Origin of the sequence: Amycolatopsis saalfeldensis (genome assembly GCF_900110575.1) — a bacterium.
Lineage (GTDB): Bacteria > Actinomycetota > Actinomycetes > Mycobacteriales > Pseudonocardiaceae > Amycolatopsis > Amycolatopsis saalfeldensis.
In genome coordinates this window covers 67598-83238 of the sequence record NZ_FOEF01000007.1, presented here as the reverse complement: position 1 = coordinate 83238, position 15641 = coordinate 67598, and the positions used below count along the sequence as shown (strand labels likewise).

Below are 15641 nucleotides of genomic sequence, written 5' to 3'. Positions count from 1 at the left end.
CCCTGACCGGCAAAGGAATCGCATGTGTGCAGCGCGCCTCACCGAGGTGAGCCGGATCCCCGCCTCCGGGGCCCGGGCCGTCGAGCCCTTCGACCTCGACGGGATGTCGTTTCTCGCCATACCGCAGCTCGCCTACGACATCGCGGGGCAGCCGCCCGACATGAACGGCGGCGATAGTGACACCGACCTGCTGCTCCTGCGCCGGGCAGCCGCAGGCTATGAGCCCTTTCAGGCGTTGCCCGCTCCGGGCGGCGAGGACGCGGAGTTCTTCCACATCGGCGACCGGGCCTTCCTCGCCACGGCGAGCATCCGCCGTGGCCACGGTCCCTACGAGTTCGCCACGGAGTCCACTGTGTACAGCTGGACGGGGTCGCGGTTCGAGCCGTTCCAGTCCTTCACCGGCTTCGCGGCCAAGCAGTGGCGGCACTTCACCGTGGCCGATCGGCATTTCCTCGCGCTGGCCCAGGGGGTCGCGGTGCCGGCCACCGCATCGTCGAACCAGCCGTCGCGGATCTTCCACTGGGACGGCGAGCTCTTCCGGCCCTTCCAGGACATTCCGTCGCAGTGGGCGTACAACTGGCATGCCTTCGGCCTCGACGGTCACGAGTTCCTGGCCCACGCCGACCACGTGACGCCGTCGCGGCTCTATCGCTGGGACGGCTCGGGTTTCGTCTTCCATCAGGACCTGCTCGAACGGCACGGGCGGGCCTTCGCCTCCTTCCGCGCCGACGGGACCGGCTACCTGCTGGTGGCCTGCCTGCTCGGCGAGTCGAAGCTCCTGCGCTGGGACGGCGAGCGGTTCGTCGAGCACGCAGTCCTGGACGGCCTGGGCGCCCGCGAGTTCGCGGTGCTGCACGGAAAGCACGGGCTCTACGTGCTGCGGGTCAACTTCATCCTCGGCACCCCCGCCGCGCCGAAGCCCACCTTGACTTCCCAGCTCTACCAGTGGCGGGAAGGACACCTCGCCGTCGTCGGCGAGTTCCCCACCTCCGGTGGCACCGACGTCGCGGTGTTCTCCGACGACCAGGGGCCGCTCGTCGCGGTGTCGAACTCGCTGAGCGCCGACGTCCGCTTCGCGACGGACACCGTGCTCTACCGGTTCACCGAAGAGCCATCCCACCAGGACTGAGGAGACCCCGTGACCGCTCGCGAAAGCCCGGAACTCGTCCGGCTGTTCACCACCTACACCGCCGATCCCGACAGCATCGGCCGGCACCTGGCCCGGGCCGTCACCGCCCGCGGCCGCGACGACCCGCTGATCGTCGCCACCGCGGCCGACATCGCGCTCTACCCGGGCGGCGGCAAGCCGCCCACGGTCGAGGGGTTCCGGGTCTCGACGAGGGGGTTCAAAGAGCTGACCGGGATCTCCCACCTGGGGCCCGCGGTGGCGAGCCTGGTCAACCTCCGCGCGCTGCTCGGCGACGGCTCCTGGCGAGCGCACGCCGAGCGCCTGCTGGCCGAGGTCAAGAACACCCGCGCCGTGAACAGCGTCGAGCTGTGGCGGGACACGATCGCGGTCGACGCCTACCGTGGACGGGAGCAGGGGATCGCCGACCTGGTCGACTACTCCTGCGCGGTGACCGCCCGCTACCTCACCGCGGCGCTCGCCGACGAGGACTACCTCACCCCCGAGACCCTCCGGTCCGACTACCTCGCGGGCGGGGGCGGCGTCGAGCTTCCCGTGCCCATGAACGACATGATGGTCGCGACGTTCTTCCTCGCGGGCCTCGACATCGGCTTCCGCATCACCCGCTGGCTGGCCGAGCAGGACATCGACTGGGCGCGGGCCATGGTCGTCATCGCCGGCCAGCAGGGGCGCCCGACGGCCGGGGTCACCTGGAACACCAGCAGTGTGGCCACGACGATCCTGGGCGCCTCGGGCGGCCGCCTTCCGCTGGAGCGGATGTACCTGGCCCCGCACGCGCCGACCTTCCCGACCCCGGTCGACGGCGACCTGACCCGGGTGATCGCGCTGGAGGACCGGCTGCGCGGCATCTGGTGCGGCACCAGGGCCACCGTCGAGCTGGGCGCGGTGATGTTCGACGGCTACCCGAGGTACACCCCGGCGGGGGTGCGCTTCCCCGATGTCAGCGATACCAGCGTCACCGAGGTCAGCGAGATGCCCGTCGTCCACTCGGCCGAGGACATGCGCGCCATGGTCACCAGGCTGCGGGTCGTCCTCGAGGACCCGAGGCAGCTGCTGTCCGGCTGCGTCACCGACTTCGCCGTCGCGTCGCTCGCGGCGGCCGGCAACGACCCGGCCCGGGTGGTGGTGCCCGGCTTGACCGGCGTCCACTACCCGACCGGCCTGTGATGGGGGAGACGATGGGGAATCCGTTCCTGGACCGCCTGCGCGCGGGCGAACTGACGCTGATGCTCGGCATCCGCGGCAGCCGCACCACCGAGATCGTGCACATCGCGCGCTCGACGGGGCACCACGCCATCATGGTCGACCTGGAGCACAGCACCATGCCGACCGACGTGGCCGCCATGCTGTGCGCCGCCGCGGACGGCTTCGGCCTGACGCCGTTCGTGCGGGTCCCCGAGCGCGAGTACGGCATGATCGGCCGGCTGCTCGACGGCGGCGCCCACGGGATCATCGCCCCGCGGATCGAGACCGTCGACGAGGCCCGGCAGGTCGCCAGGGCCTGCCGGTTCGCCCCGCGCGGCCAGCGTTCCCAGACCGCGATGGCCCCCCAGCTGGGCATGCGGCCCACGCCTGCCGCGACGCTGAACCCGGCGGTCGACGACGCGATCGTCGTGCAGATCCTGCTGGAGACACCGGCCGGAATCGCCAACGCGGACGCGATCGCCGAAGTGGACGGCGTCGACATGCTGGTGTTCGGCGCCAACGACTTCACCGCCGAACTGGGTGTGCCGGGGCAGTACGGGGATCCGCGAGTCCGTGATGCCGTCGCCAGTGCGGCGGAGGCGTGCCGGCGCCACGGCAAGCTGCTGATGGTCGGCGGCATCGCCGACCCTCAGCTCTACGACGCCCTCGTCCCGCTCGGCGTCTGCCCACTCGTGCTGACCGGGGCCGACACCGCCCTGCTCTACCAAGCCGCGAACGCCGCCGCGGCGCAAGCAACCGCCCGGGACCGCAAATCACCGCACCGCACCACCGACAACCAGGACTGATCATGGCCACTGACATCGCCGAGACCCTGCCGATGCGACCCGCGCAGAGCAATACGAAACCGCGGTTCCCGGTGCCGCCCGACAGCTGTGACACGCATTTCCACGTGTTCGAGCCGGGGTTCGCCCACGTGCCCGCGCCGCTGTACACCTTCCCGGACGGCACGATCGAGAAATACCTCCGCATGACCGAATGGCTCGGCCTCGGCCGCATGGTGCTGGTTCAGCCGACCTACTACGGCACGGACAACAGCCTGCTGGTCGAGACCCTGCGCAGGATCGGGCCGCGCTGCCGCGCCGTGGCCCGCATCGAGACCGACACCACCGAGCAGGAACTCGACCGCTATCACGAAGCGGGGGTGCGCGGGATCCGGCTCGACCTGTTCGCCCGCTCCTCCTGGCCGACCGCCGACCTCATCGCCTACATCCGGCAAATGGCGGCCAGGGCCCGGCCGCGCGGCTGGCACCTGCAGTTCTACACACCGGGGACCGTGGTGCGGGACCTGCTCCCGTTCCTCGGCGACTTCGAGGACACCTTCGTCATCGACCACATGGGGTACATGAAGGAGTCCGAAGGCCTGACCCCGGCCGATTTCGACCGCCTGGTGGGAATTCTGGCCGGCGGGCACTGTTACCTCAAGCTGTCCGGCCCGTACCGGATCGCGCCGGGCAAGCCGCTGTCTTCGGTGGAGCCGATCGGCCGGGCTCTGGTCGCGGCCCGTCCCGATCGCCTCATCTGGGGCTCGGACTGGCCGCACCTGCCCAACGGCCAACGCGACACCGGCGAACTGCTGAACCTGCTCGCGGACTGGGCCCCGGACGAGGCCGACCGCCACCGGATCCTGGTCGAGTCGCCGACGAGGCTGTTCTACGCGGACTGACCGGTGTGCGGGCCGAGTTCGGGCGATGCTTCGGCCCGGCCCGCATGCGGCAGCAGCGGACGTTCGACGGTCACGTGGCCGAGGTGATGGCGGCGTCGATTCCGTCGAGGATGCAGCGTAGGCCGAACTCGAAGCCCTCGGTGTCCTGCGGGCTGAACGCCCCGTCGGCGGCCGCGGCGGCCAGGGCCGGGTAGTCCGCGGCATGCTCGCGAAGGAGGCTGGCTATCGTCGCGGCCGGCTCGGCTCGCGCGTTCGCCGATGACAGGCTCGCCCCGTTGCGCACCAAGGCGTGCACGTGTCCGAGCAGGACGACCGCGGCGTCCACGCGCTCGGGGCCGGTGAGTGACGTCCCGGCGAGGGCGCCGACGGCACGCTCCAGCCAGCTCAGCTCGTTGGGACCGACGCAACGGGGCCGTGTGAAGGCTTCGATGAGCCAGGGGTGGCCCCACAGCACGGCGTAAACCCGGCGGGTCCAGGTGTCGAGTGCCGCACGCCAGCCGGTCGCTTCGGCGGGCTGTGGTGCGGGGCCCAGGGTCAGGTCGGTCATGAGGTCGAGCAGTTCATTGCGGCCCGGCACGTAGCGGTACAACGACATGGCGGTGGCTCCGAACTCGTCGGCGACCCGTTGCATGGAGACCGCGGCGAGCCCGTCGGCGTCGGCGATGCCGGCCGCGGCCGCGGCGATCCGCTCCAGGCTCAGTCCCGGCTTCGGCCCCCGGGCCGGCTGCGGCCACGCTCCCCACAGCAGGTCCTTGCCCGTGCTTCTCACAGCCATCCGTGCTTCCTCCCACTTCGCCGCGATGCGCCTTGACCGCACCGCCGGCAACTGTATATAACATAAACACAAGTGTTTAGCACATAAACAGGCTGGGGATCGTGACATGGGACGGCTGAACGACAGAACGGCGCTCGTCACCGGCGGCTCGACCGGTATCGGCCGGGGCATCGTGGAACGGCTGGCCGCCGAAGGCGCGCTGGTCGCCGTGCACTACGGCACCGACGCCGACGCTGCCGCACGGACGGTGGAAGCCGTGGAAGCCGGCGGCGGGAAGGCGTTCACCATCAGGGCGGCACTCGGCGTCGAGGGTGACGCCGCTGCTGTCGTCTCCGCGCTTCAGGCCGGACTGCGCGAGCGCACCGGCGCCGCGAGGCTCGACATCCTGGTGAACAACGCCGCGACGGGAGAATCATCCGGCGGCATCGAAGCGGAGACGCCCGAGGCCTTCGACCGGTTGTTCGCGATCAACGTGCGAGCCCCGTTCTTCCTGATCCAGCAAGCACTGCCCTTGATGGGCGACGGCGGGCGCATCGTCAACATCGGCTCCGGAGCCACCAGGGTGGCCCTGCCCGGCGAACTCGCCTACGCCATGACGAAGGCCGCGCTGACCACGATGAGCCGGAACCTGGCGAACCAGCTCGGCCCGCGCGGGATCACCGTCAACACGGTGGCACCCGGTCCCACCCGCACCGCGCGGACGGCGCCCGTGTACGACCAGCCCGGCATCGCCGCGATGGTGACCGGCGCGCAGGCCATCGAGCGCGTCGGCACCCCAGCCGACATCGCCGCCGTCGTCGCCTTCCTGGCCTCCGAAGACGCCGGCTGGGTCACCGCCAATCTCATCGACGCCAGCGGCGGCACTTACCTCGGCCCCAAGCGCGTCGCGCTCTGAGCAGCGACCGCATTCCACTGCCACGCCGAGAAGTTCCCGGTCCCGGGGCACGGCTGCGCGACGCCCTACGCGCGCGCGAAGTCCGCCACCAGCGCTTCGTAGGTGACCTGTCCCGCGGACACGGTGCCGGTCTGCTCCGCGACCTTGATCATGAGGTCGATCGCCTCCTTGGTCACCTTCCACTGCGGCTGCAGCTTCGGCACCACCGCGTCGGCGAAGTGCTGGATGTACTGCTTCGACACGTCCAGCCCCTTGCCGTCGAAGCTGCCGGTGTCGAGCAGGTCCGCGGCCTGGTCCCGGTTCGCCAGGATCCAGTCCTTGGCCGCCCACTGTGCTGCCAGCCAGGCCTGGCACGCGTCCGGGTCGGACTTCGCGTAGTCCTCGCGCGTGATGAGCACGTCGACCTGCTGTTTGCTCAGCAGGTCCGGCAAGCCCGGTTCGGTGAAGTCGATCAGCACCCGGCCGCCGGTCTGCGCGGCCATCAGGCGCGCGGTCGCGTAGGTGATGCCGACGTAGGCGTCGATCTTGCCGGCGTTCATCTGCGCGATCGCGGGTGTCGTCTGGCCGACGGCGAGCGGGACGACGTCGCTGTCGGTCAGGCCGGCCTGGTGGAGTGCGAGCCGCAGCTGCTTGTCCGCGCCGGCGCCGATCGCGGTGACGCCGATCGTTTTTCCCTTGAGCGCGGCCATTTTCTCCTTGAAGCTCGCCGACGCGGCCGGCCACGCGCCCTTGTCCACGACGATCGAGTACGTCGTTTCCGGGATGCGCATCCCGATGACGATCGGCCGCTCGCCCGGCCGCGAGTGGGCGAAGGTGGCCATCGTGAGCAGCGTGTCCTGCATCTGCCCGTCGATCTGGCCCGCGGTCTGCAGCTGCATTCCCTGCACGCCGCTGGACGGGTACAGGAACTTGGGCACCTGCAGGTTGTACTTGCCGTACTGCTTCTGGTCGAGGTTGACGGCGTCGATGAAGTAGTTGTCGCCGGGCGCGGTGGCGACGTGGAACGGGGTCGGCTTCGCGGCCGCGCCTTTCGCGTCGCCGGTGGTGGCCGACCCAGGACTGTCGCCGCAGGCGGCGAGGACGCTGCCGGCGCCGGCCGCGAGCAGCGAAGCCCCGGCCATGCGGAGGACGGTGCGCCGGCTGGCCCGGGTGTCGGCGAAGGCCGAATCGAAGACGCGCATGGCGGTCCTTCCTTTCGTTTGCCCGCAGGGGAAGCGGACGCGGCGCGGTGGGATCAGAAGACGGGGACCGCGACCGGCTCGCGGCGAGGTGTTCGCGAGCCAGGCCGAAGGCGACTCCGGAACTGGCTGGCCACGAGGTCAGCGCCCGACGATCTCGATGGCGGCGGTGGGGCAGGAGAACACCGCCTCCTCGACGTCGCCGGCCGCGTCGTCCCCGGCTTCTTCGGCGAGCAAGACGACGATGCCGGTGTCGTCCTGGTCGAAGAACTCCGGCGCGGCCAGGACACACTGCCCGGAGCCGCAGCACTTGCGCGCGTCCACAGTGAGCTTCATTGCCCGTCCTTCCCTTCGCTGACTGCTTCTCGCTACTGCTCTTCGATGTCGACGAGCGGGTCCCCGGCCTGCACGGTCGCCCCCTCCGCGACGTGCACCGCGATCACCGCGCCGGCGTACTCGGCGAGCACCGGGATCTCCATCTTCATCGATTCCAGCACCACGACGGTGGTGTCCGGTCCGACCTCGTCGCCCGCGGTGACCAGGACCTTCCAGACGCTCGCGCCCAGGTCGGCGTTGATCGTTTCGAGCACCGTGCTACCTCCGTGTCGACGCCGCGGCGCGGCTGGTGACGGCTGCGACGATGCCGGTGTCGTAGCCGCCGCCGGTGAACTCCGTCCGGTCCAGCAGGCCGCGCAGGAACGGCAGATTGGTGCGCAGCGGGCCGACCGAGAACGCATCGAGCGCTTCCCTCGCGCGCTCGATGGCGGCTTCGCGGTCCACGCCGTGGACGCAGATCTTGGCCATCAGCGAGTCGAAATGCGGCGTGACCGCCAGCCCGGCCCGGTATCCGGCGTCGACGCGGATGCCGTCGCCGTGCGGTTCTTCCCAGCGCTCGATCGGGCCGGGACTCGGGAAGAACCGCACCGGATCCTCGGCGCACAGCCGGAATTCGAGGGCATGCCCGTGCTGCCGCGGCGCGAAGCCGCGCGTGACCGAGCCGGTGACCGCGATGCTCAGCTGCTGCTCGACCAGATCGACGCCGTGGACCAGCTCGGTCACCGGGTGCTCGACCTGGATCCGGGTGTTCATCTCCAGGAAGACGAACTCCTGCGTCCGGGCGTCGACCAGGAACTCGACGGTGCCCGCGTTCCGGTAGCCGACCGCGCGGGCCGCGCCGGCCGCCGCGTCGAGAAGCCGTTGCCGCACCGCGGGATCGAGACCGGGCGCCGGTGCTTCTTCGACGAGTTTCTGATTGCGGCGCTGCACCGAGCAGTCGCGTTCGCCGAGGGTGAGGACGGTGCCGTCGGCGAGGCCGAGCACCTGGACCTCGATGTGCCGTGCCGATTCCACGAACCGCTCGAGAAAGACCCGGTCGGACCCGAAGCTGCGCGCCGCGATGGCTTGCGTGCGCTCGAACTCCTTCCGCACCGACTCGGCGTCGCGGGCGATCGTCATGCCGATGCCGCCCCCGCCGCCGGATGCCTTGACCATGACCGGGTAGCCGAGCTGTTCCGCCTGGCGGACCGCCTCGTCCGCGTCCGCTGGCACGGAACCGGCCCCGCCGCTGACCGGGACCCCGGCCGCCGCGACGCGGTTGCGGGCTTCGACCTTGTCGCCCATCGCGGTGATGGCTTCCGGAGACGGGCCGACCCAGGTCAGCCCGGCAGCTTCGACCGCGCGCGCGAAGCCGGCGTTCTCGGCCAGGAAGCCGTAGCCGGGGTGCACCGCGTCGGCACTCGTTTCCTTGGCGACAGCGATGATCTGCCCGATGTCGAGGTAGGCGGCGACCGGCGGCTCGCCGGTGATCTCGCGCGCCTCGCCGGCTTCGGTGACGTAGGGGAGCCCGGCGTCGACGGAATGGTGGACGGCAACGGTTTCCACGCCGAGCCGCCGCGCGGTGCGGATGACGCGGCGTGCGATCTCGCCGCGGTTGGCGACGAGGAGCCGCCGGGGGAAGGGCTGGTTCATCGGGGCCGCCTAGTAGCTCGTGGGCCAGGTGCTGAGGTGGTGTTCGCCGACGCCGCCGGTGCGGGTCAGCGCGTTGTCTTCGAGTGCGCCGAGGATGAACTCGCGGGTGTCGGCCGGGTCGATGACGTCCTGTACGCCGTACACGCGGGCGACGTCGTAGCCGGTCGAGTCCTTCGCCATTTCGGCCAGCTTCCGCTCGTACAGCCGCGGGTCGGCCGCCGGGTCGATGCCGTGCACCACGCCGACCGCCGAACGCGGGTCCATGAAGCTGACCTCGGCCGACCACCAGGCCGCCGCCGCGTCGGTGGTCCAGGCCCCGCCCATGTTGACGTAGCCCTGGCCGTAGTTCTTGCGCAGCATCACGGTCACTTTCGGCACGGTGGCGAGCGACAGCGCGTTCATCCAGTTGATGACCTTGCCGACGATGCCGCCGCGCTCGCCGTCCAGCCCGATCAGGAAGCCGGGCTGGTCGACCAGGAAGACCAGCGGGATGTTGTAGGAGTCGCACAGCACGATGAAGCTGGTCGCCTTGGCGCAGGCCGCCGCGTCGATCGCGCCGCCTTTGAACATCGGGTTGCTGGCGATGATCCCGGCCGACTGGCCGCCGATCCGGCACAGGGACGTGACCAGCGATTTCCCGTAACGCTCCTTGATCGGGAACACGCTGCCGAGGTCGGCGACCACCTCGATCACCTTGCGCATGTCGTAGACGTTCGTGCGCTCGGGCGGGACGATGTCGTGGAGCCGGCTGCCGCGCGCGGCGGACCCTTCGGGGATCGGCGCGACCGGTGGCGCTTCGCCGTTGTGCGCGGGCAGATAGCTCAGGAACCGCCGCACCAGGGCGATCGCCTCCTCGTCGGTGGCGGCGACCGCGTCCGCGAACCCGGTGACCTCCGAGTGCAGCTTCCAGCCGCCGAGTTCCTGGCCGTCGACCTGCTGGCCGGTCGCGCGGCCGACCAGCTGCGGGCTGGACACCGCCATCACCGCGCCCTTGCGCAGCACCGCGAAATCGGAGCTGACGGTGTGCCAGGCGGCGGAGCCGAAGGAGTAGCCGAACACGGCCGACGCCCAGGGATTGGTGCGGCGGCGCAGGAACCGGGCGCGGTCGTCGGCGTTGCCGAGCCCGGTGCCGCCCATGACATCCGGCATCCGCACGCCGGTGGACTCGGCCAGGTAGACCAGCGGCATGCCGGTGCGCGCGGTGAGGTCCTTGAGGTGACCCATCTTCTTGTTGCTGACCGCGCCGGAGGACGCGCCCTTGACGGTGAAGTCGTAGGCGATCGCCCCGGCCCGGCGGCCGTCCACCAGCCCGGTCCCGGTGACCTTGCCGTCGGCCGGGGTGGCGTGCTGGTCGGCGTCGACGTTCGACGTCGCGAAGAGGCCGGTCTCCCGGAACGAATCGTCGTCGAACAGCCGCGCGACGCGTTCGCGGGCGTTGAGTTCACCGCGTTCGGCCCGGGCGGTGAGCTTGCGCTCCCCGCCCATGCCGAGGGCGTGCGCGCGCCGTTCTTCGTGGCGGAGCTCGTAGTCGATGGTCATGGCTGGCCTCTCGGGTCGTTCAGGCGGCGACGGGCGTGCTGCGGCGGTCCTGGAAGTCGAGCAGTGAACGCGCGACCCGGCCGGCTTCCTCGACGGTGCCGAACACCGGCAGGCCGAGCCGGTGCGCCAGCCGGGTGTAGCCGGCGATCGCGTCGGCCAGGTCGGCCCGGCCGTCACCCTTGAGCACGAGGAACGTCTGCGTGCCGGCGCCGGCTTTCCGGTGGGCCGCGGCGACGCCGCGGATGATCGTCCCGGTGACGTCGCCGTGCGTGTCGGCGAGATTCCGCTGGATGATCCCGACGTTGAGGTGCGTGATGAGCACCGCCGGGGCGACCGAGTCCAGTACGAGCGAAAGCAGCTCGCCGGCGATCGCGCCGCCGCGGACCGCGAGCGTGCCGGCCGGGGTGTCGATCGGGTTGGCCAGCCCGTTGCCGGGCGGCAGCTCCAGTGCTTCGATCCGGGCGATCGTGTCGTCGGGCAACGGCGGGACGGAGAACCCGTGACGGGCCAGCGCATCCGTCGCCAGGACGCTCGCCCCGCCGCCGTTGCCGAACAGCACCGCGTCGCGGCTGGTCGCCGGCGGTCCGGCCAGGTCGACGGTGTCGAACGCCAGCAGGATGTCGAGGAATTCTTCGAGGGAGTCGGCCAGCGCGATCCCGGCTTGGCGGCACAGCGCGGGCCACAGCCGGTGGTTGCCGGTCAGCGCGCCGGTGTGGCTGGTCGCCGCGCGCGAGCCCGCCGCGGTGCGTCCGCCGGCGAGCAGCACGACCGGCTTGCCGGCCCCCCGCCGGGCCAGCAGGTCCAGGACCGCGCGGCCGGCCGCCAGCGATTCCAGGTAGAGGCCGACCACCTCGACCTCGGGTTCGGCCAGCAGGTGCCCGGCCAGTTCCGCGGCGTCCACATCGGCCGAGTTGCCGATGCTGGTCACGCTGTGGAACGCGAGTTCGCGGGCCTCGCCGAGGCGCAGGACGTCGACGCTGAGCCCACCGCTCTGCGAAACCACCGCGATCCGGCCGGGGGACAGCGGCGGGTCCGGGACGAAGCTGACCCGGGCGGCGGAGCTGTGCATCCCGAGGCAGTTCGGGCCGAGCAGGCGGGTGCCCTGCGCGGCCATCCGGGCGATCAGCTCGCGTTCGAGTCCGGCGCCTTCCTCGACCTCGCCGAAGCCGCTGCTGATGACCTGGGCGAACGCGACGGTTCCGGGCGCCGCGGCGAGCGCGTCCGGGACGATTTTCGCCGGCAGCGCCACAAAGGCGTAGTCGATCGGCAGACCGGCCGCGTCCAGCGACGGACGGGCGGGCAGCCCTTCGATCTCGCCGGCGGTCGGGTGGATCGGGATCACGACGCCGTCGAAGCCGGAGCTCCGCAGGCCGGCGAGGTAGCGGTTGGCCAGGTTCATCCCGGTCGCGCTGGCGCCGAGCACGGCGATCGTGCGCGGCCGGAAGAGCCGGCCGAAATCGGTGTGCGCCGTTCGGGCGGGAGCGGCGGGCTCTTGGTCCACCGCGGACAGAACCAGCCGGGCATCGACGGCGATCGCGCCGCTGCCGGTCACGATGACCGGGTTCAGGTCGACCTCGACCACCTCCGGCGGCAGCGAGCCGAGCAGGCCGTTCTCGCCGCCGACGCGCAGCACCAGCGAGATCAGCGCGTCCACATCGGCCATCGCGCCGCCCCTGGCGCCGCGCAGCAGCGCCGCGCCCTTCAGCTCGGCCAACATGGCGCGGACGTCCGCGGCGGCCAGCGGTGCGATGCCGAAGGAGACGTCGGCGAACACCTCGACGAAGACGCCGCCGAGGCCGAGCATCACGGCCCAGCCGACCCCGGGCGTCCGCACCGCGCCGACGATCACCTCGTGGCCGGCCCCGGCCTGCTCCTCGACCAGGAACCGGTCGACCCGGTGCCCGCGCGCGGCCAGCGCGGCGGTCATCGCGGCCGCCTCCGCGGCCAGCTCCCGCCTCGCGACCCCGACGCGGACGCCGCCCGCGTCGGACTTGTGCACCAGAGTCGGGCAGACCGCTTTGAGCACCAGCGCGCCGTCCAGCCCTTCGGCAGCCGCCAGCGGGTCGGCGTGCGCCCCTCCGCGGGGCACGGCGATCCCGGCGCGGCGCAGCAGGTCCTTGGCCTCGGGCTCCGGGACGACCGGGGCGCCGGCGGCGAGGAACCCGGCCATCGCGGTCCGGGTGGGATTCTCGGTCAAGCGTCTTCCTTTCAACGGTGCCCGGCAGCCGGGTCGGAAGCACGGCTCGTGGTGCGGCGAGTGTGGCCGCTCGCCGCCGGTCCGGGGAATGCCGCGAACCGTGGACCGGTGATGGCCGATCGCTATCGCCCGGAGCGATAGCCGGTCCCGATCGGCGTGCCAGCACGCGAGGCCTTCCCGCGCGGGCGGGCCGGGGCGAGGATGGCCGGAACCGGCCCCGACCGCTTGGAGACCCCGTGGAAGAGCCCACCGCCGTCGCATCCGAGGCCCCGGAGCAGGGCGGCCCGCACCTGCGGGAGCTGTCGCTGGACCCGGCCCCGGAACGGCCGCTGGACGATCCGGCGTACTTCGGCGACCTGCGGGCCGGCTGCCCGATCAGCGAGGTCGGCCTCGGCGGCGGGAAGACGTCCTGGCTGGCCACGAAGTTCGACGACGTGAAGGCGATCCTGTCCGACACCCGGTTCAGCGCGAACCCGCGCACACCGGGCTTCCCCGTGCGCGGCCTGCCCGGCTCGGACCATCCGCTGACGGCTGACAGCATGATCCGCCAGGACCCGCCGGTGCACACGACGCTGCGCAGGTGCGTGGTCAAGTACTTCACGCCGCGCGCGGTCGAGGCGTACCGACCGCAGGTCGAGGAGATCGTGGACACGCACCTGGACGCGCTGGCCGCCCACGCCGGCCCGGCCGACCTGGTATCGCAGTTCGCGCTGGCCATCCCGACCACGGTCATCACGAGGATGCTCGGCATCCCGATCGAGGACGCGCCGCGGTTCTTCGACCTGACCGAGCGGCAGACGACCCTGTCGCTTCCGCAGGAGGAGATGTACCGGACGGTCGAGGAGTTCCGGGCGCTCGGGCTCGAGTACGCCGCCCTGAAGGAGGCGAATCCGGCCGACGACCTGCTCAGCCACATCATCCGCGAGCAGTACGAGGCCGGCGGGATCACCCGCGACCAGCTGGCGGCGCTGATCACCATCCTGATCATCGGCGGCCACGACACGACCGCGGGGATGATCGGGCTGTCCGTCTACACGCTCCTGCGCCGCCCGGACCAGCTGGCGCTGCTGGTGTCCGGGGAACGCAGCTGGGACGTCGCGATCGAGGAGCTGCTGCGCGTGCACTCGGTGGCCCGGATGGGCCCGCGCCGCGCGGCGACCGAGGACATCACGATCGGCGATCACACGTTCCGCAAGGGCGAGGGCGTGGTCGCGTCGATCTGGTCGGCGAACCACGACGAGAGCAAGTATTCGCGTACGACGTGGGCGGACTTCGAGATCCCGGTCGAGCGGCCGCAGCACCTGGCGTTCAGCTTCGGGCAGCACCAGTGCGTGGGGCAGAACCTGGCGCGCATGGAGTTGCGCGTGACGCTGCCGCGGATCTTCGCGCGGTTCCCGGGGATGAAGCTGGTCGACCCGGAGGTCACGCATCTGTCCTATCGGGACGATCGGGCGTTCTTCAGCCTGAAGGAGCTGAACGTGACGCTGTGAAAGCGGAAGAGCCCGCTCCCGCGGTGCCGGGGAGCGGGCTCTTCCGGTGCGGGGTCAGTGCCTGGTCGCGCCGCCGTCGACGACGATCGTCTGCCCCGTGACGAAGGAAGCGCCGCCGGACAGGAGGAATCGCACCGGGGCCACGAAGTCGTCCACAGTGGACGCGCGCGGGATCGCCCTGGCGGCGATCGCGGCCGGTTCGGCCGGCATCAGCTCCGCCGAGAGGGCAGTGGCGACCAGCCCGGGCGCGATGACGTTCACGGTGATCCCGCGCCCGCCCAGCTCGGCCGCCATCGACCGGGCGAACCCGATCACCCCGGCCTTCGCCGCCGCGTAGGCCGCCAGCCCGGCCGGGCCCTTGAACGCGGTGCCGGACGAGAACAGCACGATCCGCCCGCCGTCCACGATCGATCCGGCGCAGGCCTGCACCGCCGCCAGCGTTCCGTGCAGGTTCACCTCCAGCACCCGGGTCCAGTCCGCGACCGGCATCTCCAGGAACGGCCCCACCCGGCAGATCCCGGCGCAGTGCACCAGTCCGGCGAGCGGCTCGACCTTCGCGACCGCCGCCGCCAAACCGGCCTGATCGGTCACGTCCGCGGCGAGGTACCGCACGCCCGGCGCCGGTTCCGCGGGCGCGGCCGGGTCGAGCACGACGACCGGCCGCTCCGCCGCCAGCGCCTCGGCCAGCCGGGCCCCGATCCCGGACGCCCCGCCGGTGACCAGCAGCGGCGCGCTCACCGCGACCGGCTCGCGACGAGGTGTTCCAGCCCCTTGATCGCGTAGTCGAGCACCATCGACATGACCCCCATGAACAGCAGCACCGCGAACGACTCGGCGACCTTGAAGTTGCCGGTCAGCTGCACCAGCCGCTGGCCGAGCCCGTAGTACGCGCCGACCATCTCCGACAGCACCGCGCCGAGCACCGCGTACACCGCGCCGAGCCGGAGCGCGCCGACGATGCTCGGCAGCGCCGACGGCAGCTCGATCTTCAGGAACCGTTGCACCGGCGACAGGGAGAGGGACCGGGCCAGCTGCAGCACGTCGTGGTCGATGCCGCGCAGCGCGGTGAGCGTCGACGTGAGCAGCACGAAGTACACGACGCTCCCGGCGACCAGGGCTTTGGGCGCGAAGCCGAGGCCGAACCACAGGATGAAGATCGGTGCCAGCGCCGGCCGGGGCAGGCTGTTCGCGAGCGTGAGGAACGGCGACGCCGCGCGTTCGAGGACTTCCGAGCGCGAGAACACCACCCCGGTCACGATGCCGAGCAGCCCGCCCGCGACGAGCCCGGCGAGTGCGCCACTGAACGTCGCGGACACGTCGGCCCAGAACGCCGGTTCGCCGAGCTGGCTCACCAGCCCCTTCGCGACCGCGTCGGGCGAGGACACGAACAGCGGGTCGACGAGTCCTCGGCGCGAGGCGAAATACCAGCCGCCGACGACCACCACCGCGAGGGCGATCCGGATCGCCCAGACCTGCGATCGGACCCGCGACCGCCGCTTGCGCCGCTCGGCGAACACGGCGTGTTCCATCGCCGGGAGGTCCACGGGTTCGTCCGCGACGATCGATCGGCTCATTGTTCCTCC

The 15641-nt window shown here is 71.5% G+C and carries 15 protein-coding genes; 6 read left to right on the top strand and 9 right to left on the bottom strand.

Annotated features, from left to right (window positions below):
- Positions 1 to 22 precede the first annotated feature (22 nt).
- The 4 genes from BMY97_RS17875 to BMY97_RS17860 are packed head-to-tail and all read left to right on the top strand — an operon-like array spanning position 23 to position 4016.
- Positions 23 to 1129 carry a hypothetical protein gene (locus BMY97_RS17875; protein WP_091617999.1) on the top strand — a complete coding sequence of 369 codons (1107 nt, stop codon included), beginning with the start codon at positions 23 to 25 and terminating at the stop codon, positions 1127 to 1129.
- Between the two features lie 9 nt (positions 1130 to 1138).
- Positions 1139 to 2314, top strand: coding sequence for a DUF5624 domain-containing protein (locus BMY97_RS17870; protein WP_091617998.1), 1176 nt, complete (start codon positions 1139 to 1141; stop codon positions 2312 to 2314).
- Between the two features lie 11 nt (positions 2315 to 2325).
- A complete protein-coding gene (locus BMY97_RS17865) occupies positions 2326 to 3138 on the top strand; it encodes an HpcH/HpaI aldolase family protein (protein ID WP_177231405.1) in 813 nt (270 codons plus the stop codon).
- A gap of 2 nt (positions 3139 to 3140) precedes the next feature.
- Positions 3141 to 4016: an amidohydrolase family protein gene (locus tag BMY97_RS17860; protein WP_091617996.1), complete on the top strand. Its 876-nt coding sequence runs from the start codon at positions 3141 to 3143 to the stop codon at positions 4014 to 4016.
- A gap of 70 nt (positions 4017 to 4086) precedes the next feature.
- Here BMY97_RS17860 and BMY97_RS17855 read toward each other — a convergent pair whose 3' ends face one another.
- Positions 4087 to 4791, bottom strand: a complete 705-nt coding sequence (locus BMY97_RS17855) for a TetR/AcrR family transcriptional regulator C-terminal domain-containing protein (RefSeq protein WP_091617995.1) — start codon at positions 4789 to 4791, stop codon at positions 4087 to 4089.
- A gap of 106 nt (positions 4792 to 4897) precedes the next feature.
- Between BMY97_RS17855 and BMY97_RS17850 the strand changes: the two genes are divergently transcribed.
- The gene (locus BMY97_RS17850) at positions 4898 to 5686 is read left to right on the top strand and encodes an SDR family NAD(P)-dependent oxidoreductase (RefSeq protein WP_091617994.1); all 789 of its coding nucleotides are present in this window, start codon (positions 4898 to 4900) and stop codon (positions 5684 to 5686) included.
- Positions 5687 to 5751: 65 nt separating this feature from the next.
- On the opposite strand, the gene BMY97_RS17845 is transcribed toward BMY97_RS17850, so the two are convergent.
- The 6 genes from BMY97_RS17845 to BMY97_RS17820 all read right to left on the bottom strand — a co-directional run bounded on the left by BMY97_RS17845 (position 5752) and on the right by BMY97_RS17820 (position 12568).
- Positions 5752 to 6867, bottom strand: a complete 1116-nt coding sequence (locus BMY97_RS17845; RefSeq protein ID WP_091617993.1) for an ABC transporter substrate-binding protein — start codon at positions 6865 to 6867, stop codon at positions 5752 to 5754.
- 138 nt (positions 6868 to 7005) lie between these two features.
- Positions 7006 to 7200 (bottom strand): ferredoxin, encoded by a 195-nt coding sequence (locus BMY97_RS17840; RefSeq protein WP_091617992.1) that lies wholly within the window; start codon positions 7198 to 7200, stop codon positions 7006 to 7008.
- A gap of 32 nt (positions 7201 to 7232) precedes the next feature.
- Entirely contained in the window at positions 7233 to 7454 is a 222-nt protein-coding gene (locus BMY97_RS47065; RefSeq protein ID WP_091617991.1) for a biotin/lipoyl-binding carrier protein, read from the bottom strand.
- A 4-nt stretch (positions 7455 to 7458) separates the two neighbouring features.
- On the bottom strand, positions 7459 to 8832 hold the full coding sequence (locus BMY97_RS17830) for an acetyl-CoA carboxylase biotin carboxylase subunit (RefSeq protein ID WP_091617990.1): 1374 nt from the start codon (positions 8830 to 8832) through the stop codon (positions 7459 to 7461).
- A 9-nt stretch (positions 8833 to 8841) separates the two neighbouring features.
- On the bottom strand, positions 8842 to 10371 hold the full coding sequence (locus BMY97_RS17825; RefSeq protein ID WP_091617989.1) for an acyl-CoA carboxylase subunit beta: 1530 nt from the start codon (positions 10369 to 10371) through the stop codon (positions 8842 to 8844).
- Positions 10372 to 10390: 19 nt separating this feature from the next.
- The gene (locus tag BMY97_RS17820; protein ID WP_177231404.1) at positions 10391 to 12568 is read right to left on the bottom strand and encodes an acetate--CoA ligase family protein; all 2178 of its coding nucleotides are present in this window, start codon (positions 12566 to 12568) and stop codon (positions 10391 to 10393) included.
- A 236-nt stretch (positions 12569 to 12804) separates the two neighbouring features.
- Between BMY97_RS17820 and BMY97_RS17815 the strand changes: the two genes are divergently transcribed.
- A complete protein-coding gene (locus BMY97_RS17815; RefSeq protein ID WP_143086215.1) occupies positions 12805 to 14058 on the top strand; it encodes a cytochrome P450 in 1254 nt (417 codons plus the stop codon).
- Positions 14059 to 14112: 54 nt separating this feature from the next.
- Here the strand turns inward: BMY97_RS17815 and BMY97_RS45985 are convergent, their stop codons facing one another.
- Positions 14113 to 14796: an SDR family NAD(P)-dependent oxidoreductase gene (locus BMY97_RS45985; RefSeq protein ID WP_143086214.1), complete on the bottom strand. Its 684-nt coding sequence runs from the start codon at positions 14794 to 14796 to the stop codon at positions 14113 to 14115.
- Positions 14793 to 15632, bottom strand: coding sequence for an ABC transporter permease (locus tag BMY97_RS45980; protein WP_143086213.1), 840 nt, complete (start codon positions 15630 to 15632; stop codon positions 14793 to 14795). Before BMY97_RS45980 ends, BMY97_RS45985 begins: the two co-directional genes overlap by 4 nt.
- Between the last annotated feature and the right edge of the window lie 9 nt (positions 15633 to 15641).